General features: G+C 41.7%; 15 protein-coding genes. 2 read left to right on the top strand and 13 right to left on the bottom strand.

The annotated features are described in order from the left end of the window. Nucleotides 1-139: 139 nt before the first annotated feature. The 7 genes from atpA to LX64_RS14860 all read right to left on the bottom strand — a co-directional run bounded on the left by atpA (nt 140) and on the right by LX64_RS14860 (nt 8,855). Nucleotides 140-1,717, bottom strand: coding sequence for a F0F1 ATP synthase subunit alpha (gene atpA, locus LX64_RS14890; protein WP_111598457.1), 1,578 nt, complete (start codon nt 1,715-1,717; stop codon nt 140-142). 89 nt (nt 1,718-1,806) lie between these two features. Then, nucleotides 1,807-2,367 carry an ATP synthase F1 subunit delta gene (atpH, locus tag LX64_RS14885; protein ID WP_111598456.1) on the bottom strand — a complete coding sequence of 187 codons (561 nt, stop codon included), beginning with the start codon at nt 2,365-2,367 and terminating at the stop codon, nt 1,807-1,809. A 44-nt stretch (nt 2,368-2,411) separates the two neighbouring features. Then, nucleotides 2,412-2,906, bottom strand: coding sequence for a F0F1 ATP synthase subunit B (gene atpF / locus LX64_RS14880; RefSeq protein ID WP_111598455.1), 495 nt, complete (start codon nt 2,904-2,906; stop codon nt 2,412-2,414). Between the two features lie 92 nt (nt 2,907-2,998). Next, complete coding sequence (gene atpE / locus LX64_RS14875) at nt 2,999-3,241, bottom strand: ATP synthase F0 subunit C (RefSeq protein ID WP_098193463.1); 243 nt, start codon at nt 3,239-3,241, stop codon at nt 2,999-3,001. Nucleotides 3,242-3,365: 124 nt separating this feature from the next. Then, the gene (gene atpB, locus LX64_RS14870) at nt 3,366-4,520 is read right to left on the bottom strand and encodes a F0F1 ATP synthase subunit A (RefSeq protein WP_245952692.1); all 1,155 of its coding nucleotides are present in this window, start codon (nt 4,518-4,520) and stop codon (nt 3,366-3,368) included. 222 nt (nt 4,521-4,742) lie between these two features. Beyond that, nucleotides 4,743-6,512 (bottom strand): ABC transporter ATP-binding protein, encoded by a 1,770-nt coding sequence (locus LX64_RS14865; protein ID WP_245952690.1) that lies wholly within the window; start codon nt 6,510-6,512, stop codon nt 4,743-4,745. Nucleotides 6,513-6,653: 141 nt separating this feature from the next. Continuing rightward, a complete protein-coding gene (locus LX64_RS14860) occupies nt 6,654-8,855 on the bottom strand; it encodes a hypothetical protein (protein ID WP_111598453.1) in 2,202 nt (733 codons plus the stop codon). 1,023 nt (nt 8,856-9,878) lie between these two features. Here LX64_RS14860 and LX64_RS14855 point away from each other — a divergent pair. Together LX64_RS14855 and LX64_RS14850 are read left to right on the top strand one after the other, a co-directional pair. Continuing rightward, nucleotides 9,879-10,607 carry a response regulator transcription factor gene (locus LX64_RS14855; RefSeq protein ID WP_245952688.1) on the top strand — a complete coding sequence of 243 codons (729 nt, stop codon included), beginning with the start codon at nt 9,879-9,881 and terminating at the stop codon, nt 10,605-10,607. A gap of 234 nt (nt 10,608-10,841) precedes the next feature. Continuing rightward, complete coding sequence (locus LX64_RS14850; RefSeq protein WP_170132818.1) at nt 10,842-11,891, top strand: sensor histidine kinase; 1,050 nt, start codon at nt 10,842-10,844, stop codon at nt 11,889-11,891. A gap of 175 nt (nt 11,892-12,066) precedes the next feature. On the opposite strand, the gene LX64_RS14845 is transcribed toward LX64_RS14850, so the two are convergent. The 6 genes from LX64_RS14845 to LX64_RS14820 form a co-directional block, all read right to left on the bottom strand. Continuing rightward, complete coding sequence (locus LX64_RS14845; RefSeq protein ID WP_211324821.1) at nt 12,067-13,395, bottom strand: porin; 1,329 nt, start codon at nt 13,393-13,395, stop codon at nt 12,067-12,069. A 139-nt stretch (nt 13,396-13,534) separates the two neighbouring features. Next, nucleotides 13,535-14,902 (bottom strand): hypothetical protein, encoded by a 1,368-nt coding sequence (locus LX64_RS14840; RefSeq protein WP_111598452.1) that lies wholly within the window; start codon nt 14,900-14,902, stop codon nt 13,535-13,537. 109 nt (nt 14,903-15,011) lie between these two features. Next, on the bottom strand, nt 15,012-17,816 hold the full coding sequence (locus tag LX64_RS14835; protein WP_148707332.1) for a TonB-dependent receptor: 2,805 nt from the start codon (nt 17,814-17,816) through the stop codon (nt 15,012-15,014). A 131-nt stretch (nt 17,817-17,947) separates the two neighbouring features. Further along, nucleotides 17,948-18,352, bottom strand: coding sequence for a hypothetical protein (locus tag LX64_RS14830; RefSeq protein ID WP_111598450.1), 405 nt, complete (start codon nt 18,350-18,352; stop codon nt 17,948-17,950). A gap of 194 nt (nt 18,353-18,546) precedes the next feature. After that, entirely contained in the window at nt 18,547-19,545 is a 999-nt protein-coding gene (locus tag LX64_RS14825; protein WP_148707331.1) for a hypothetical protein, read from the bottom strand. Between the two features lie 109 nt (nt 19,546-19,654). After that, nucleotides 19,655-20,362: a hypothetical protein gene (locus tag LX64_RS14820; RefSeq protein WP_148707330.1), complete on the bottom strand. Its 708-nt coding sequence runs from the start codon at nt 20,360-20,362 to the stop codon at nt 19,655-19,657. Nucleotides 20,363-20,415 lie beyond the last annotated feature (53 nt).

Here is a 20,415-nt window from a genome sequence, read left to right as displayed (position 1 = left end):
ACACATATATTTCAAATATGGTTCACTTAGGGGCACATATTTAATTGATTTATAAAGTATATGGCGGTAACAAAAGGGGTAAAAAAGAAAAGCCACCCTTTTGCAAGGATGGCTTTCTTCTTATATAACCAGTAAATTACTAAGCGAATCTTGGTTTCAATTCATTAGCTAATTGAACCATACGTTTGATACTTTCGTCGTTCAATTGACCTTTTTTGAATTCTTTCAATACGTCTGGTAACCTAACATCCATTTCATTCAAGAATGCTTCTTCGAATGCATTGATGTTTTTAACCGGTACGTCGTTCAAAAGACCGTTTGTACCTAAATAGATGATAGCAACTTGTCTTTCTACAGAGAATGGGCTGAACTGTGGTTGTTTCAAGATTTCCACGTTACGAGCACCTTTATCTAATACTGCTTTAGTAGCAGCATCCAAATCACCACCGAATTTAGAGAACGCTTCCATCTCACGGTAAAGAGCTTGGTCAAGTTTCAATGTACCTGCCACTTTCTTCATCGATTTGATTTGCGCGTTACCACCTACACGGCTTACAGAGATACCTACGTTGATCGCAGGACGGATACCGGCGTTGAACAAGTTCGATTCCAAGAAGATCTGGCCATCGGTGATGGAGATTACGTTCGTAGGAATGTACGCAGATACGTCACCCGCTTGTGTTTCAATGATTGGTAATGCTGTTAATGAACCACCACCTTTCACAAGATGTTTGATTGATTCTGGCAAATCGTTCATTTGTTGCGCGATGTCATCTTTAGCGATGATTTTCGCAGCACGCTCTAATAAACGAGAGTGTAAGTAGAATACGTCACCAGGGTAAGCTTCACGACCAGGAGGACGTTTTAACAACAATGATACCTCGCGGTAAGCCACAGCTTGTTTAGACAAATCATCATAGATGATTAAAGCAGGGCGACCAGTATCACGGAAGAACTCACCAATTGCAGCACCCGCGAATGGAGCGTAGAACTGTAATGGAGCTGGTTCAGATGCAGAAGCTGCTACGATAGTTGTGTAAGCCATCGCACCTGCGTCTTGTAATGTTTTCATTACACCCGCAATGGTAGAAGCTTTCTGACCAATCGCAACATATATACAATAAACAGGTTGACCTGCTTCGTAGAATTCTTTTTGGTTAATGATCGTATCAACGCAGATAGCAGTTTTACCTGTTTGACGGTCACCGATAACCAACTCACGTTGGCCACGACCTACAGGGATCATTGCATCGATAGATTTGATACCAGTTTGAAGAGGTTCTTTAACCGGTTCGCGGTAAAGTACACCTGGTGCTTTACGCTCGATTGGCATTTCATACAATTCGCCGGAGATAGGACCTTTACCATCGATTGGTTCACCCAAAGTATTGATAACACGGCCAACTAAGCCTTCACCTACTTTAATAGAGGCGATTTGACCAGTACGGCGAACGTTGTCACCTTCTTTAATACCTTTAGATTCACCCATCAATACCACACCCACGTTATCTTCTTCAAGGTTCAAAGCGATAGCTTTTGTACCGTTACCGAATTCAACCAATTCACCAGAGCGAACATTGTTTAATCCGTAAACGCGTGCAATACCATCACCTACTTGCAATACAGTACCAACTTCTTCTAATTCTGCAGAAGCGTTGAAGTTGCTCAATTGCTGGCGGAGTATTGCTGAAATTTCATCAGGTTTAATACCAACCATAATTATTATTATTTAAGAGAGTCGTTAAAGTTTAAAAATATAACGACAACAGCTTTGCGGTTACGCAGCGGCTGCTGTATAAATTTCTTTTATTTAAAATTCGGCACAAAAATGTTTTGGCTGAACTGTTTGCGGATATCGTTCAAATCACGAAGGATAGACGCATCGAACAATTTATCACCTGTTTCTAATACAAAGCCTCCGATCAATTCAGGTTTCACGGAAGTTTCGATCACAACTTGGCGATTTGCAGCTGCTTCAACTTTTTGTTTGATAGTAGACAATATAGCGTCGTCTAATTGGATCGCAGTTGTAACTTTTACAGTGGCGATATTCTTAATAACGTTATATTGTTTTGTATATTCTGAAGCAATCTCGGCAAGGAAACTTTCCCTTCCTTTAATCGTTAGTAAACGAATAAAAGCTGAAGTGATGGCAGTGATCTTACCGTCCAGGATAGCGCCCAGTATTTTCACCTTTTTATCGGCCTTAATGATCGGGCTTTTCAACAATGCTACTACATCTGGGTTGCTTTTTGCAATCGCAGTAAGTAATGTCATATCTTGTTGAACTGCTTCCAACTCATTTTTTTCAGTGGCCAGGTCGATCAAAGACTTCGCGTACCTAGATGCTAAACGAGGATTCTGCATGATGTATATTGACTTTTAGTACAAGGCTGCTAGCAGCTTTATACTTAGTTTAATTTAATTTCTTCAGCTAATGTTTTGATATAGTCTTCTTGAACAGCTTTAGAAGAAAGTTCTTTTCTTAAAACTTTTTCAGCTACTTCCAATACGAGGTTACCTACTTGGTTTTTAACATCAGTAAGTGCGGCCATTTTTTGGTTCTCGATAGCGATGTATGCTTCGCCAACGATTTTCTTAGCCTCAGCTTGTGCTTGGTTCTTAGCTTCCGCGATGATTTGATCTTTCGCGTCTTTTGCTTCCTTCAAGATTTTGCTTCTTTCTGCTTTCGCTTCAGCCAACACGTGTTCGTGTTCAGCTTTCATTTGCGCCATTTCTTCCTTCACACGCTCAGCAGATGCAATTGATTCAGCAATTGATGTTTCTCTTTCTTTCAACGCTCCCAAAATTGGCTTCCAAGCAAATTTCTTGAGGATTAAGAAAACGATAACAAAGATGACAAATGAAATAACAAATAGACCTAACGCGGGTATCAACAGATCCATATTTCTTTATTTATATAGTATTTGAATTGTACTGATAGAAAGTATTACAGCACCTTTTGCCCTGTGCGCCAGGTGCTGTAAAAAATTTGTTATTAGAGAACTACTGCTAACAAACCTGCGATTACACCGAAAAGGGCAACACCCTCAACAAGTGCAGCAGCAAGGATCATGTTTGCACGGATATCGTTCGCAGCTTCTGGCTGACGAGCGATTGATTCCAATGCAGATTTACCGATGTTACCAACACCGATACCAGCTGCGATAGCAGCAATACCAGCACCAACAGCACCACCAGCAGCAGCAACTCCGTCTAATAAAACAGTTAAAAGAGCCATAATAAATATGTATTTGTGAATTTTAAAAAAAGCTTGTTATAATATCTTATCTAAAACCGGCAGCTCGCTGCATGAAAACCCAATGCTTCCAACTCAACCAACTGCCGATCTAATATGCTAATGATTAATGATGATCATCATGCGCACCTTCCATCGCCTGGCCGATAAATACCGCTGTCAAGTTCGCAAAGATAAACGCTTGGATAAAGGCCACCAACAATTCCAACATCATCATTACCAAGTTGAACGCAATAGTGATCGGCAAAAAGCCATAACCAGCTACCGGTTGCAAACTACCGAAGATGAATACCAAGGAAATGATACTTAAGATGATAATGTGACCCGCCAAAATGTTGGCAAATAACCTGATAATCAATGACACTGGTTTCGTGAATACACCAATCAATTCTACCGGCGCCAAGATAACTTTAACACCCATTGGCACTGGAGGATTGAAAATGTGACCCCAGAAGTGTCTATTTGTACTGATTAAAATCGCGATGAATGAAATGATACCTAATGCTAAGGTAACCGCGATATTCCCCGTTACGTTCGCTGCACCTGGCAACAAACCAAACAAGTTGTTAATCAAGATGAAGAAGAAAATAGTCAGGATAAAAGGAACATATCCTTCCGCCCTTTTACCAGGGATATTCGGCTTAACCACCTCATCTCTAATGAAGATGATAACAGGCTCCACCAAACTCTGGAATCCTTTAGGCGCTTTCTTAGCACCTCTTTTCTTATAAGCATTCGCAACACCGATCATCAATACCACCAAAATGATGGATGCAATCAACATGAAGGTTACGTTCTTAGTAATCGACCAGTCGTATACTTTCTCACCTGTTGGTAAACCCGCCTCATCCACAGCGATGATCGTTCCTTCTACCAAACCAGCCTCCTCTAAATGATGCTCGTGGATATAATGTGAATTCACCAAGAAATAACCATCATGCGCCTCGTGGCCATGGTGGAACTTAGATGAAGAAAATACAGAAAGACCCTTAGACGGGCTGTACATGATCACTGGTAAAGGAACGGTCACATGCGTCTCGCCAATGCTCAAGATGTGCCAATCATGCGCATCTTTTACGTGGCCAAGAATCACTTCTTTGGCATCGAAACCTTTCTTTTCTTCATGATGTGCTTCGGCTGATGCCTCGGCTTTGTGCTCAGCTTCGTGAGCGTCTTGCGCTTTTACATTGCTACTGAATCCCAGGCTCAATGCTGTGACGAATGCTACTAGGCTAATTTTAAACTGTCTAAAAGAAATCACCGCTTTCTGAAATTTTGCGCAAAGATAGTAGATTTTACATCAAAACGATGACCAAAATCCAAAAAATAGGCTTGGAAGTTTCAAATATTGGCAAATCCTTACTGGATAGATATTTGCGGAGAAAGATTTTATGAAATTTACCCGGAGTTTAGACTCCTTTTACTATATTAAATTTTTCTATATTGTATAATTGCCTAATACCCTAATTTTCAATTTTTTACATTATTGCGCCGCTCCTTCTTTCTTAAATTGCATGGTGTACAATTTATAATAGTACCCCTCCTGCCTCATCAACTCCTCGTGGTTACCCAATTCCTTGATCTCACCCTTGTCTAACACGATGATCTGGTCGGCCTTACTAATGGTCGATAACCTATGCGCAATCACGATCGCCGTTCTATCCGATATCAACTTATCGATCGCATGTTGTATCAATAATTCCGATTCTGTATCCACCGACGAGGTAGCCTCATCCAAAATCAAGATGGCCGGGTTGTACAATAATGCCCTAATAAAGGAGATCAACTGGCGCTGCCCCAAACTAAGCGTACTACCCCTCTCCATCACCGGGTAATCGTACCCACCCGGCAATTGCATGATAAAGTCATGCATACCAATCATTTTCGCCGCATTCTCCACCTGCTCGCGGGTTATCTTCTCATTCCGCAAGGTGATATTCTCGTAAATAGACCCCGCAAACAAGAACACATCCTGCAACACCACCCCAATCCTGCTACGTAACTCGGCCAATTTATAGTCAGCCAACGGTATATCATCAATCTTTATCTGCCCCTTCTGGATATCATATAACCTATTTAATATGCTAATGATGGTGGTTTTTCCCGAACCCGTATGCCCCACGATGGCAATCGTTTGACCCTGTTTCGCATGGAAACTCACATCTTTCAACACATACCTATCCGGCACATACGAAAACCACACGCCCTCGAATCTAATGTCACCCCGCATGCTCTCCGCCGTTTTCGTACCATGATCGGGTATCGAATCGTCACTATCCAATACTTTAAACACTCTTTCACTCGCCACCATCCCCATTTGAAGGGTGTTAAATTTATCTGCCAAGATGCGCAAAGGCCTGAATAACATGTTCAAATACATGATGAAGGCGATCATCACACCCTGCGTTACTTCATAATTCAATACCTTGTTGGCTCCCCACCATACCATCAATCCCAAGGAAATGGCTAAGATGATTTCCACCACGGGGAAAAACACGGAATAAGCAAAAATCGCATCGATGTTCGCCTTGCGGTGCTTCTTGTTGATCTGCTTAAATTTGGCCGACTCCCTTTTCTCGGAAGCAAATGCCTGTACCACTACCATACCGGTAATATGCTCCTGCACAAAGGCATTTAATGCGGCTACAGCATTCCGCACCTGGTGGAACGACTTATTCACGCTCTCTTTAAACCAGTACGTTGCCAATATCAACACGGGGAACGGCGATAGGCTGATTAATGTCAACCGCCAATCCTGCGCGAACATAACCCCCAAGATGGCAATAATCATCAATACATCCGCCACGATGGAAATGATACCCTCGGAGAATATATCGTTGATCGATTCTATATCGTTGATGGTCCTGGTAGTTAATGTACCTATCGGCGTACGGTCGAAGAATGCCAAGTTCAAACGAACGATTTTCTTATACACCGCCACGCGTAAATCTTTGATCACCGATTGGCCCAACCAGTTGGTAAGGTAGGTGAAGAAAAACCTAAACAGCGTTTCTAACAACAAAAGGCCCACCTGTACAATGGTGATGGTAATCAACATTTGCACCATTTGGTTGGCGATATATTTATCTACAGTAAGTTGAATTAAGTAAGGACGAAGGGGCGAAATAACGGCTAACACCACGGTGAGGAACATCGAGAGTATAAACGATCCCCGGTAAGGGCGGGCAAAAACGAACACCCTCTTCAATAAACTAACGTCAAATAATTTCTTCTTTACAGCATTATTTTCCAAAGCAACCTGTTTCTGTTTAATGATTCGTTTAACAAACGTACAGATTTTTTGCATTCGTCGAACTGCCGTATATAAAAAACGCTGCAAACCTTCTCCTATAGCGAGTAATAGTTTGCAGCGTTTACATATGCTTCTATTGAATTACGATTTCTTACCGTCGTCTTTCATAATTTGTCGATATGCTTTGATGAAGATCGCTCCTAAGTTTTTGTGGGGTGGCACGTAATCGTCGAACAGTTGCTTGTTACGCGCATCACCGGCGAATTTACCTGCTAAGGTTGCCCACATTTTCACCCAGTCTACGTTCTTACCTGCTCTTAGGTTATCTTCCAAGTTGCGGATGATGGGTTCGTTTACCCAACGTGTACCTACTTGCTTAGAGGAAATGATGTGCGCCTCGGGTGCCTTTTCTAACACGGTAGCCAAGTTGTGGTAACCACCGCAAGAACCTAGTACCACAATTTTCGCACTGCTTTGTAAGTTATCTAAGGTGGTATTCACATGGTAACTGTGCCCACGGTGAATAAATACGCTCGGGTGAATATCATGTTCATCCAAGTACTCACTTAGTTTATTGATGGCCGTTTTATCTTCCGGTTCGTTCAATGGTTTATTGGCGAAGATGGTAATTGGTTTGCCTTTTAAGGAAGTAATGGTTGTCCAAAAAGCATTGCTGCTTACTTTCCAATCGCCACCAGGGAAGTTCCCCATGAAGCTGGCATACGAATCTTGCCCATCTTTATCGCCGTAGAAGAATACCTGTTGGTAAATGCGGCCGCTATCGCTTTGTAAGTCGGCAAAAGTCACGAAGTTAATCGGTGGCAATTGCAACTTAGCCGCCATTTCAGAGGCCCAGGTAGAATCGTTTTTCTTATCCTCCCCGGCAAATAAGCTACCCAGTAACGAGTAAATCACTTCCCCGCGGCGGTCTCTTTTCTTCTTCACGAAGTTGTAATTGCTTTGTACTTCGGAGCGTAAGAAGGCCAACAACTTAGGATCGCGGATGCTACCAAACGAGTTCGCTACGTCTACCGCATCTTCCAAGTCTTCTGTTTTTTCTAAGCTACTCACGAATTTACGCATGAGGTAACTCGAGTTCGACGACTCCATCGATTTCAAGAAGTTATCCAAGGTATTGAAGCCCGCGGCCATCGCCAAGAACTTCTTGAAACGGTCGAAACTTAAAATCATTAACAAGCTATCGCCACGGCTAGGCTTCATACGGGCCATCATTTGGTCGTAAAAACCGGCACCTGCGTGGTTGGTATAGCTAGAAGTATATAACTCATCTTGACCATTGATGATCAAGTAATACAATTCTTCTGGTGTAAAGTCTTTTACGATACGGAAACGAACGGGTGCCGATTCTTCGTGCAAGTCGTTCACTTCGCGGATGTAGCGTAATGACTTCGCTTTGAGGTTTTCGTTCATCGATTTGATACCCAGTAATTGTGTACCTTCTGCCCTTTTGTAGTTGAGCGCGATGAGCGTTTTTACCATTTGTTTGAAATAATGATCATCGTTATCCACATCCTTCTCTAATTGCTCAACGGTAGCTGAACCATCGAGGAGTTGATCGATAAAAGGAAGGATTTTAGTGGATTGGGGTGATTGACCGATGCGTACGATTGTTTGCACAACGGGATCAGTATTACGTTTGATCGCTTTCGCTGTAGGTGTGTATGAAGTAGCATAGGTTAATACCTGGTTAGGGTATTTGTGTGCTACTTGGGCGATAATGGAATCCGTAATAGGATAATCGAGGTAGTCGGCCACTTTTGGCATAATGGTTTCCAAGTTATTGGAAGCGAATTTACCGAATAGCGTGGCCCTTGCTTCGCTATAGCCTGGGTTGCTGTTAAAAACAGCCACTAACTTCTCCCCGCCTTCAAATGAAAGATTATGCACATATGGAGCAATGCTGCGGCCTTTGATATCGGCAGCCATCATGTTTTTATACGCGGCTATAATAGCTGGGGCTTCTTCGGGGTTGATGTTACCACGACTACGTTTGTAGTTATAGTCCTTCAACACCGTTCCCAAGCCTGTTAAGTACTTGATTTTTAAGCGGTGATCGAGTGAAGTATCTCTTTCGATCGCCACTTGCATTTCGTCGACTTGCTTAATGATAGCATTTGTTGCTTGTAGGTTGATGTTTTCATCATCAGAAACCTTTACAAAATCGTCGGCTTTCCCGTCGAACTTGATGGCGGCTGCTTGTTCCTTATCGATATTATCATGAAATACCTGTCGGCCGATAGGGATTTGCAAATTGCCTTGTTGCGCCCAAAGTCCGCTTCCATGCACGATGGCCAAGCCGATGAGTAGTAAAAATTTTCTCATTATCTATAATTTCTCCAATCTAGGTATACAAATTTACTACCAATTTTGTGGATTGTGTTAATACTTAGGCAAGTAGCCGGGGAAAAGGCTTATTGGTAGGGCGAAATACTCATTCGGGTGAAGTGCGGCTAAAGTACGCAAATAAACTACGCACCATGTTAAAATGGCCACTTTATAATATCTTCTAATGTTAGTTTAATGTTCTTTCAATGTTAAAACCGCGTTGGTGCTATATGGAGATATATCCTGGATATATTGGGGATATATTTGGGATATATCGAACACGATGTTTCCAATATCCTCAAAGGCAAGTCAAAGTCTTTCAAAGGCAGGTTAAAGTCTTTTAAAGGGTGGTCAAAGGGAAGTCAAAGGCTTTTCAAAGGGTCGTTAAAGGGAACTCAAAGGCAAGTCAAAGGGAATGTAAAGGCTCGGCATATTATTTCCCGCAGTAAGTGGCTCCTTTTCGCAGGAGGTAAAATGTGCGAAAATTAGAGATGGGTTGATTGCCAAGCATTTAATAAAAATCGCCTTCGAAAGTGCCCTTCATGGAATCCAGTATTGGCGGGCATTTACCTTTTTTTCACCGACGCTACACCGACTTTTTCGCCTGAAACCTGCTACTAGCAAGAGCCGTTCCGACAGTTTCCAAAGCTTCAGTCGACATTTTACCGGTAAAACCCTTGTATTTGCTTACTTACAGTAAGCTTTTAGTAAGGAATAAGTAAGGTAACAGTCGATAAAAGGCGCAAAAGTTGACAGGAGCGTCGCAACAAAAGATGAGCAATGCATCATTGCTCATATCATCCCATTACGAAAAACCTCCATAATAACTTCGTTTAAACACAAATGGCAAGCCGGATGTTGTAAAAATGGCAGGTTTAGATGTACAAATTACACAACGCTTATAATCCGCTTAAAACGAAGCCTGTACACGTTTTTTCAGTACCTTGCGGGTGAGCGTAAGCAGACAAAATCGGCCAAATTAACAATTTCATAATGTTATCTTTCCATTAATCACGCGTTGTGAGTTATAATTTTGTGCCGTCTTTAAAAAATCAACAAATTATGATGATGGACCAAGCGGTAGCAGGAAAAATACTAGTAGTAGATGATGAAGCCGATATTTTAGAAATTATCAGCTACAATCTTAAGAGCGCTGGTTACGACACGGTTACGGCCAAAGATGGTATCGAAGCTGTGCAGAAAGCTAAAATTTTCCGCCCGGATTTAATTATGCTCGACATCATGATGCCGAATAAAAACGGTATCGATACTTGCAAAGAAATCCGCAAGATCCCGGAATTTAAAGACACCATGGTGTTGTTTTTAACTGCCCTTAACGACGAGAAATCTGAAATCGACGGTTTAAACATGGGTGCCGATGATTACATTGCCAAACCCATTAAGCCGAAATTGTTGGTGAGCCGCATCAATGCCCTCTTCCGCCGCTTGAACAAGCAAGAAGAAAAAACCATGCAATTGGGCGACTTAATCATCGACCGCGAGAAATTCACTGTTACCTACAAAGGCCAAGAAATTATCCTGGCGAAAAAAGAATTCGAACTATTGCAATTACTTGCTTCTAAACCAGGCCGCGTATTCTTGCGTAACGAAATCTTGAACCAAGTATGGGGCACAGAAGTAATCGTAGGTGATAGAACCATCGACGTACACATCCGTAAAATCCGCCAGAAAATCGGTATCGATTTAATTACAACGGTGAAAGGTGTAGGTTATAAATTCGAGATGTAAGTAATTCAATCCATAAGTTTAACGAATACACACAGTTGTTTGTCCCCCTTTTGGGGCCCGTTGCGAACGGGCTTGTAATATTTTCCCTGTAAACTTTATTGTTCCAGCATGGCTATGGTGGCGGCTTTGATAAAAGCGCGCCAGTAATTTTGTGCGGCCCGTAAACATGAGATGATGGCAAGTAAAAAAAATGGACTAATTTCCCATTATTATAAAAATTACTCACTTTGGAGTATGTTCAAGGCAAAAAATCTTAGCCCGCAAAAGTTAGCGGGTTTTACAGCACTGGTGCTGTCGACCATTACAGCGATCGGTTTCCTACTTATAGAGTATAATTGGAAAGTTATCCTATCCGCTTTCGTACTGTCGTTTTTAGTGTCGTACTACTTGTACTTGTACACGTTGCAGAACTTCATTTACCGTAAGATCAAACTGATCTACAAATTCATCTACCAAACGAAGGCTACCAAACGCGAAGAGTTCTTCAATAAAAAGATCCTCCCTTCGAAAACCATCGAACAAGTGAGTGAAGATGTGGAAAAATGGGCGGCGCAAAAGAAGGAAGAACTAGATTCTTTACGCAAGAACGAAGCCTTCCGTAAAGAGTTCTTGATGAACCTATCGCACGAGTTGAAAACCCCCATTTTCGCCGTGCAAGGCTATATTCACACCCTCCTCGATGGCGCTATCGACGACCCGAACGTGAACAAAATGTTCTTGAAAAACGCCACGAAGAATATCGACCGCCTTTGCCGTTTGCTCGATGACTTAGATGAAATTTCTAAGTTAGAAGTAGGTGAAATGACGGTTACAGCCGAGGATTTTGTGATTCAAGACCTTATTAAAGACGTATTCGATACTTTATCCTTGAAAGCCAATCAAAAGAACATTAAGTTCTCCGTGAAAAAAGGCTGCGAAGCCCCCGTACACGTAATGGCCGATAAAGAAAAGATTCGCCAAGTACTGATCAACCTCATCGACAACTCTATTAAATACGGTAAGCAAGACGGTCATACCACCGCCAGCATTTATAACCTCGACGACAAAACTTTGCTTGTTGAGATTTCAGATGACGGTCAAGGTATGGCAGAAGAACACTTACCCCGCGTATTTGAACGCTTCTACCGCACAGATCGCGCCCGTAGTAGAGATATTGGCGGTACAGGCTTAGGCTTAGCCATTGTGAAACACATTATTGAAGCACACGGCCAAAGCATCAACGTACGCAGTAAACTGGAAATAGGTTCTACTTTTGGATTTACGTTACCTACCGGGAAGGAATAATTAGCATATCAAATATTGACATAAATAAAAAGCGAGCATTCCAGCTCGCTTTTTATTTGAATATAAGGTGCTGATTATTTACTAATACATGCGTAGAAATGGATTACTGTAACCATACCCCATAAAAAAAGCGAGCCTTCCAGCTCGCTCTTCCATAGGCATATTTCAAATATCGTTAGAATCTAAACTGCAATCGTGCTGTTAACACGTTATCCTTCAAATCCTCCTGTACGCCTAGTAGGCTGGTACCTTCGTTGCGCACTAAGTCGTAATACAGGGTAAATTTGAAGTGTTCGTTGAAGTAATGGACGTAACCGAACCCAAACGTATCATAGCGTACATCGGCGGCCGTGGTATTAGAACCGGCAGCACCTACTTCTTTGCCTTTTACTTTCTTATTCGGGTCGTACCAATCGTATCGCAATACAACCTGATCGGTTGTGTTGCCTAAATGTTGTAAGAAGTATATATAAGCACCATCAAAGTTACGAATGTATAATGGGGCGTATTTACCGCTAGCATCAATAGGGATAATGCCCGGTGTTTCTGTTGTATTGGCCGTAGCGGTTTGTGTACCGCGAAGGTATTCAGCCCTAAACTCGGTAAAGCCTTTTTTATTCTTGATTTTTAGTTGTGCGTCGGCACCATAATAGTGCCGGGGGGCAATTTTGCCGATATTGGTAGAATCGCTGCTTACAACGAATACAGGGCTGCCTGTAGATGATGTTGACATGCGGTAGATGTTATTCGTGAACTGCTCCATACCACCGTACCATGTGGATATACCTGCGGAGAAGATCATTTTCTTGCGGGCTCCCATTACAAATGGCTTTACGGCTGCACGGGCGCCAATGTCTTTATGCGAGTCGAAGTCTGCCGGGCCTGTTAAGCCTTGACCATTAAATGCTCCCACGTCGAGTTTAAAGCCGTATAAGGGGTGGCTAGGCTTTCTAGGTTCAAAAGTAGCCATCACACCCAAATCCCGCTCTGTACGCATCAAAATCTGGCTCATTCTACCCCGTTCCGGCGTTTCACGGTCGCCCGACGATAAGTTTACCTCGTACCCCACCGGCCGGGCAAACATACCTGCCGAAATAGAAAGCACGTTGTACTTGTTTTCGAAGAACCGCCCGTAGAAATCCCGGATGTTCACCCCGCGCTCCGTACCGTCGAACTGGAAGGCGAAGCTAACAATGGGCATACCTTCCTTGTCGTAACGGGCATAATCTACCCGCAAACGGCCCCTACGGAGCATAAAACGGTTGTCGACCTCGTTGGGGAAATTACCTCCGGCATAGCCTTGTTCACCTTTAGAAGAAGCATATTGGAATTGCGGCTGAATGTAACCGCTCAAACGAAGGGCGTCGAATTTTTTGTACATGGAGAACATGCCCTTACCCAGGTTGGTCGTAGTATCAATCATATCCATTAGGAATTGAGCCTTCACTGAAGTGTTGACCATCAACCCTATAAGTAATACCAAAAGGTATTTACCAAGTTTCATGCACGAAAAATTTCGGCAAAAATAAGGCTTATAATGAGAAAACCACCCCGGGGAACCGAGGTGGTTATAAAAAAACAGCTTATGAATGATATACGCTTACGCAAAAAGTTTGCGAAAGTCTTTGAACTTAGATGTTAGATTATTTATTCCAAACTGTCCATGAAGCTTTTGTCCAGTCATTTGTAGGATCAACAGCACCGATGTAAGATACTTTCGAGAAGAACGCATCGTTTAATTGACCTTCAAATTTAGTACCTCTTGTTAAAGCAGGTGAACCAGATTTAGGCGCTAAGTTTGGAGCAGCGTTATTAAATGCATCCGTCAATTGAATATCTGAAGCGCTAGCAACATTCAAAGTAGCATCACGACCAGTTACCAAAGCTTGTAAATCTGTAGCAGTTAATAAAGCAGTGTTATTTAACAAGTCAACATTGAATGGTTTAGTAACAGCGTGTAAAATGCTATTTTTCAAACCAGAGATGCCTTGTTTATAGTAAGAAGCAGTTGAATCGTTATCGATATCTAAACCAGCTTTTTGACCACCGGCAACGATAGAGTTAGCCAATAAGAATTTAGCACCTCTTCTCATACGCATACCGTAACCAAATTCAGTTCTTGTACCGGTAGCATTGTTAGGACCGATAGCTGTGAAGTTAGACATGATAGGGAAAGTGTTCGGTGTGATAGTGAACTCTTTCTTACCGTTTGAGTTATCGAATTCGAAGTTGTTAGAGATATCACCGCTAGTACCTTTGTTATCAACGAAAGCAGGATCTTTTACAGAAACAGCAAATTGGATTTTACCACGGTAACCGTCATCAAAATCGAAATCATCATCTGCACAATTGTAAGCGATTAAATATTTAGCGTTTACTGTACCACCGAAGAATTCGAACGCGTCATCTAAACCACGAACGATTTGGATGTGATCTACAGTTGTACCGCTACCTACAGCGTATAAAGATAAACCGTTTACTTCATCGCCTTCAGCTACTGCTTTACCAGCGTATTCGATACGGATATATTGTAAGTAACCAGAGTTATCAGCGTCATTAGAACCACCAAAGTTTTTGAAAGCATCATCAACAGCACCTTCAATGATTGTGTGGTTGTTATTCCATGTTGCAGCACCTGCTACGATTACACCACCTAAGTCACCCGGCGTTTTTGTTTTCTCGCCAGAAGTGAAAACGATTGGTTTTTCGGAAGTACCACGCGCGTCGATTGTTGCACCTTTCGCAATTACCAATACACCCGCAGAGTCTTTTGTAGAAATAATTTTTGTACCGGCTTCAATAGTTAATTTAGCACCTGCAGCAACATAAGTGTAACCTCTTAATTTGTACACTTTGTTAGCAGACCATGTAGTGTTAGTTGACATTACACCTCTAACCATTACTGTATCACCTGAACCTGTGGTCGGCGGTTTCGGAGTATCATTTTTATCATCAGAGCATGATGCAAATACTGATAAAACTGCTGCACTAGCAAATAATAATTTTCTCATGTAATTGTGTTTGTTTTTAACGACAATGTAAAGTTGTAGAATCTACTCCAGAAGTGCTTTAAGCCAGTGTTAACATTATATTTATTTAATGTTAACACTGGCTAATAAACTATCGTTTGTTGAAGTTGTATTTGAAAGAAACAGAGATAGAAGTACCCGGCTTCCACTTGTTGATGATACGATCGTTTTTCGCATCAAATACGGTAGATGCGTTTGCATCGTACTTGTAGTAATAAGAGATCGGTTGCGCGAAAATGTCGCTGATGTTTAATTTGAATTCACCACGGCTCTTCATTACTGATTTACTTACTTGGAAATCCAAGATATCGCGCGATTTCTCGAACACGTCTACACCACCATTCTCACCACGGAATTTCAAACGTTGACCAATCTTATTATACAATACATTGAAAGCAAATCCTTCACCGGCAGCATATTGCAAACCACCATTCAATAAGTAAGGCGATTGACCTTGCATTGGGCTAGATACTTTCCTGTCTTGCAATGTAATGTCGCCTTTAATCAAAGCAGCATTCACATAGAAAGTCATATTTTTCAACACATTGCTGTTACCACTCAAGAAACCTAAGTTCTTACGTAATTCAATTTCAGCACCGTAGTCTGTTGCTGTTTCAGCATTTTGGTACGATAAGATTTTGTTACCTAAGTTAACTTGCTCGATTGGGTTGTTGAATTTCTTATAGAACAAAGAAGCGGAGATAATTTCACCTACACCGCTATAGAATTCGTAACGGATGTCGCCATTCAAGCTAGTGCTTCTTTGCAAGTTTGGATCGCCACGTACGATGAAGTCATTCTCATAATCGTATTGTGTATAAGCTGCGATCTCGCGGAATTCAGGACGGTTTACCGCCATGAAGAACGAACCACGTAAGTTCGATTTTTCCGTTAAGTTGTAAGTAAGGTTGATAGATGGTAATACGTCGGTATTCGTATACTTTTGATCAGCCTTGTTAGGTGATATTAATTTCTGTTGGAAGTTTTCGATACGCGCACCCCATACTACGCGTAAGTTAGTAGCTAAGCGGTTATCGAACATTAAGTAACCGGCGTTCAAATCACTTGTACCTTTATAATCGGTAGAGCTCAAATCCAAAACCGACAATAGCAAGTTGTATTGCTGTAAACCAGCTGGGCTGAAAATTGTGCTGGCATCTACACCTTTATCTAAGGTAATATCTTGGCCATAACGAGCGTCTGTATAACCCAATGCGCTTACAGTGAAATCGCGGCTACGGTAGTTCTTCATGGCACCTACTTTAAATTTCGCTGCTTCGTTGAAGAGTTTAAATGGAACGGTTAAGTTCACACTGCCACCGAAAATATTTTCAGTAAGGTTCGAGTAAATACGACCTAATGTATTTGGCATCGGGCTGTTCACACTTGGAATACTTACAAAGTATGGCGCAGAACGATCTAAGTTGTAAGAAGTGAAGATACGTTGGTCGGGTTGGTTACGGTAAGCACGACCATAAGAGGCATTCCAATCAACGATCATTTTATTTCTACCTACTTGGTGTGTACCTTCTAATACTGAATTGAACAAACCATTTTGTGTTGTTTCAGCAGAACGGCTCCTGATGTACATCGTATCATTCGCACCACGGTAGTTCCAACCGCCGCGTTCTAAGAAACTTGTATTGAAATCGTTGTTGAAGAAGTTCTTCCAAGCGATTTTGCTTTTGTTATATGAATAAGCGATGTTTAACAATGCACCGAGGTTACGCGTTTGACTGTAGTTGTCGGTTTCGTACTGGTACATGTAGTTTTTATCGATATCATATTCGCTACGTGTACCGGCAGTTACCCTGCGGCTAGTACCATAGTTTACTGCTAATAAATAACCCAAACGGTTGTTATTCTTAAACTGGCGCGTGTTACCTGTTGCAAATTGCAAACTAAGGTTTGGTAAGCTGGTGCTAGTTTTTACATTCGGATATGCGGAAGAGAATTGTTGAGAAATCGCTTGCCTTTCTTCTTGTTCTAATGAAGTATAGCTAGATTTTACTGAAGCATATGCACTCGGTAAGGCTTTCGAGTTATCCAAGAAACCTAACCAATCTAACTTACCTGTTGGAGGCGAAGCTTTGAAATCCTTGAAGGTTGTCATGGTATGATAACCTAAACCCAACGACAATTCAGTGAATTGTTGTGTAGGCAAATCTTTTGTATTCACTTTCACAGCACCACCGGCGAAGTCGCCTGGTAAATCTGGAGAAGCTGTTTTATAGATAATGATGTTATCGATTAAAGAAGAAGGGATGATATTGAAAGAGAAAGCTTTCTTATCGGGTTCTGTACTTGGTAACATGGTGCTGTTCATCAAGGTAGTGTTATACCTTTCAGCCAACCCGCGTACAACAACAAACTTGTTATCGGCAATAGAAGTACCGCTCACACGTTTCAATACGTCGCCGGTGTTCCTGTCTGGAGATTTTTTAATTAAGTCGGCAGAGATACCATCAGATACTACCGCGTTATTTTTTTGCGCTGTATAAATCGCGTTGATGGTTTCTTGTTTATATGAACCTTTGATCACTACTTCTTTCAATTCTTTAGAAGCAGGCTCGTCCATAATAATATTTAATGTAGTAGGCTGAGCACCTTTTACAGCAACATCTGCAATAGATTTAGTTGCGTAACCGATGTATTTGAAATCGATGGTATAGTTACCAGGTGCAACTTGTAAGGTATAGCGACCTTCAACGTCTGTTACGTTACCGATGGTAGATCCTTGAATAACAACCGTAACACCAATCAGGGCTTCACCCGTTTTTTTGTCGGTTACTTTACCAACAATACGGCCTGATCTTTCAGCGTTTTGAGCAATGGCTTGCCCAAACCCGGCTAATAACAATACGAAGAGATTAGTTAAGAGTAAAATGCGTTTCACGTTCCTTTTATTTGACTGCAAAACTATACGCCTGCTATTACCGCACTGTTAACGCAATATTACCAGGATGTTAATTGTTAAGGAATCATTAAAGAATCGTTAACAATGAACACTTCGCTTCTGTTTGTCAATTAAATAGCAGGATTAGCCTGTGAGCCATGTGGGAAATTACGCATGAAAAGATCGTACGGAAATTCTAATGACCGGTTATAATCTTCTTCGCGGGTATTGTTAACAGCGAGTAATTGGAACAATCGTAGGCTTTTGTTCGTAAAAGGTTTCCAGTTTTTATCACACAACTCCAATGTACAGTTGTATTTTTCTTCCAGTTCTTCTTCGAATTCACGCACACTGAGTGTTTCATCGATCGGATGTTCGATCAATTCTAATTCTAACAAACCCACTTCTTTCAACGTATCATGCGAATTAGCGAGCGAATACCGTGCATACACGGCCACGTTGCAATGCAACAAACGCTGAAACTGCATTTGTAGCAAAGAAATCGTCATTAATGGATGTAACTTCAGTATTTTCATTAATATAGTTATACGGTACAAACTTACGGGCATTACATTACGCAAATATTAATGTGATGTTATGTTTATGTAAACAACATGCTGAAATAAAGCATTTTAACATTCCTTTAATGACTATTAATATAAACAAACAGGCCCCTATTATTTAGGAGCCTGTGGATTGCTAAAGTGTTTAACTCTTCAAAAAATGGTAGCTATTTTATTTCCAATGTATTGGGTTCCGTAAAGGTGAGTTGCCCATAGTTACCCGTACCATAGCGTTCGCGGCTATAGAGGAACAATTGCTTGTAAGTACCAATAGAAGTTCCATTGGCTATCGTGATCTTGATTTCGTTTGTAGTGGCGGTATGATGTACTTTATATACCGTTGTGCCATTTGAAATCATAATACTATCAATAAAGGAAATGTTTTCGCCCGTCATAGTAATTACATCCCCAACTTTCGCCGTTACAGTACCCGGCCAATATACGGCCATACCGGGTTGCGCTTCTTTTCTAATACAAAGCACTTTATTATAACCGGATGTAACCGTACGCACACCACTGGTAATTTTATATTGGTAATCGCCCACTTCCCATGTTTCGAAACCGTTTAATGCCAGCCGAATATTATTGGTGGTAATGTTATTAATATACTTTGTTACATCTATCGTATTGCCCGATGTATTGTGAATAAGAAACACCTTGGTTTCGTTCGTACCTGGTAAGATACCGTCGCCCCGTATATTAATTGTGTTTTCACCGGGATTAACTTGGTATAAGAATAGGGTTAAGAAGTTGAGTAGTATATTGGGTTGCTGGAAGATGATGCTAAGTTTGAAAGCGGATGTTCTGCCAGACTGTGCTTTTACGGTATAAGTAACTCCTTGCTGAAACGGGATTTTCGTACCGCTAGCGGGTGTAATGGTGGCGGTATTGGGAATGGTAATTTGGGGTGAAATAGAATCGGGTACTGCTTTATAATTAGGCCAATACACCAAAATCTCCCCGTTTACAATCGACGCTTTTAATACCGTATCTGCACTAAACTCCGGGATCGAAAATGTTTCGATCATACGATCATCTTTTACAATTACGGTATCACCGGGTATTATATTGAACTTATCCTCATACTCCTTCTTACACGACACCATCATTACAGTACAAATAATTACGCAGCTCATAGCTGCTACTAATCGTTTCATTGATTTCATAATAATTGCATTTCCAACACCTGTTGCACCCCGACATTCACAGATGCTATGCAGGAATGTAATACGCTACTTCCTCGCCTAGGCTACCAGGTTGGTGAATAAAACTGGTTTATTGACAATCCGCTATACAAGCATATGTATAGTTCACACTCATGATTCTTCTAGGACCACAAGCACCTGCACTAGCAGTGCTTAAGGTGAAGGTCCTCACTTTAATTAAATACGCCCTTGTTGCCGGCGCCGCGTTGGTAGACGTAGAACCACCACCACTCCAAATAACAATCCACTTATCGATGGTAACAACCGGGGAACTATAGCTATAGTAACCCAAGTCGAAATCATAACTATAAGTACCGTCATTGTAAACGCCTGTCATACCTACTACGTTGGTATTCCCTGTAGGAGAATATAAACAGGTTGGCGGATCAGTACCAAGGTTATTGGCCTTGTATTCAAGGTTCGCCTTGATCGTGCACCAAGTCGATGCCAGTGTAGAGTCAACTACCCCAACGTACCAACCAGCAGTAACGGGTCGAATGAACGACAGGTTATTACCTTCAAATTGGAGTACGGGGCCGCTGCTTGTACAAAGCGTATCGCGTTTGGGTGTCCATGCGCAGTAATCTCCGAAAGCAGAGAGACAGGTGGCGTCACTAACAACAGTGCGCGTAGTGGCTCTCGTACATGTTTCGCAAGTAAGCGGTGGAGCACTGGGATTTACATCGGCATTTGACCCGGGTTCGGAAGTTGATTTTTGGCAACCTACCATACCCAACGTTGCAAACGCCACTAACAAAACAAATGCATGTAGTTTCATGGGTTTGAGTTTTAAGTATGAAGAATAGCCCGGAGCCTTTTGCGCGAAATAGG

This window comes from Chitinophaga skermanii (assembly GCF_003259335.1).
GTDB lineage: Bacteria > Bacteroidota > Bacteroidia > Chitinophagales > Chitinophagaceae > Chitinophaga > Chitinophaga skermanii.
Note: the sequence above shows the minus strand (reverse complement) of the source record. Positions and strands in the feature narration are given on the sequence as shown.

Coding starts and splice junctions, on each gene's coding strand:
- LX64_RS14820 (WP_148707330.1), bottom strand. CDS start 20,362: ATGAAACTACATGCATTTGTTTTGTTAGTGGCGTTTGCAACGTTGGGT.
- atpE (WP_098193463.1), bottom strand. CDS start 3,241: ATGGCTCTTTTAACTGTTTTATTAGACGGAGTTGCTGCTGCTGGTGGT.
- LX64_RS14845 (WP_211324821.1), bottom strand. CDS start 13,395: ATGAAACTTGGTAAATACCTTTTGGTATTACTTATAGGGTTGATGGTC.
- LX64_RS14830 (WP_111598450.1), bottom strand. CDS start 18,352: ATGAAAATACTGAAGTTACATCCATTAATGACGATTTCTTTGCTACAA.
- atpF (WP_111598455.1), bottom strand. CDS start 2,906: ATGGATCTGTTGATACCCGCGTTAGGTCTATTTGTTATTTCATTTGTC.
- LX64_RS14825 (WP_148707331.1), bottom strand. CDS start 19,545: ATGAAATCAATGAAACGATTAGTAGCAGCTATGAGCTGCGTAATTATT.
- atpA (WP_111598457.1), bottom strand. CDS start 1,717: ATGGTTGGTATTAAACCTGATGAAATTTCAGCAATACTCCGCCAGCAA.
- LX64_RS14860 (WP_111598453.1), bottom strand. CDS start 8,855: ATGAGAAAATTTTTACTACTCATCGGCTTGGCCATCGTGCATGGAAGC.
- LX64_RS14840 (WP_111598452.1), bottom strand. CDS start 14,902: ATGAGAAAATTATTATTTGCTAGTGCAGCAGTTTTATCAGTATTTGCA.
- atpH (WP_111598456.1), bottom strand. CDS start 2,367: ATGCAGAATCCTCGTTTAGCATCTAGGTACGCGAAGTCTTTGATCGAC.
- LX64_RS14850 (WP_170132818.1), top strand. CDS start 10,842: ATGTTCAAGGCAAAAAATCTTAGCCCGCAAAAGTTAGCGGGTTTTACA.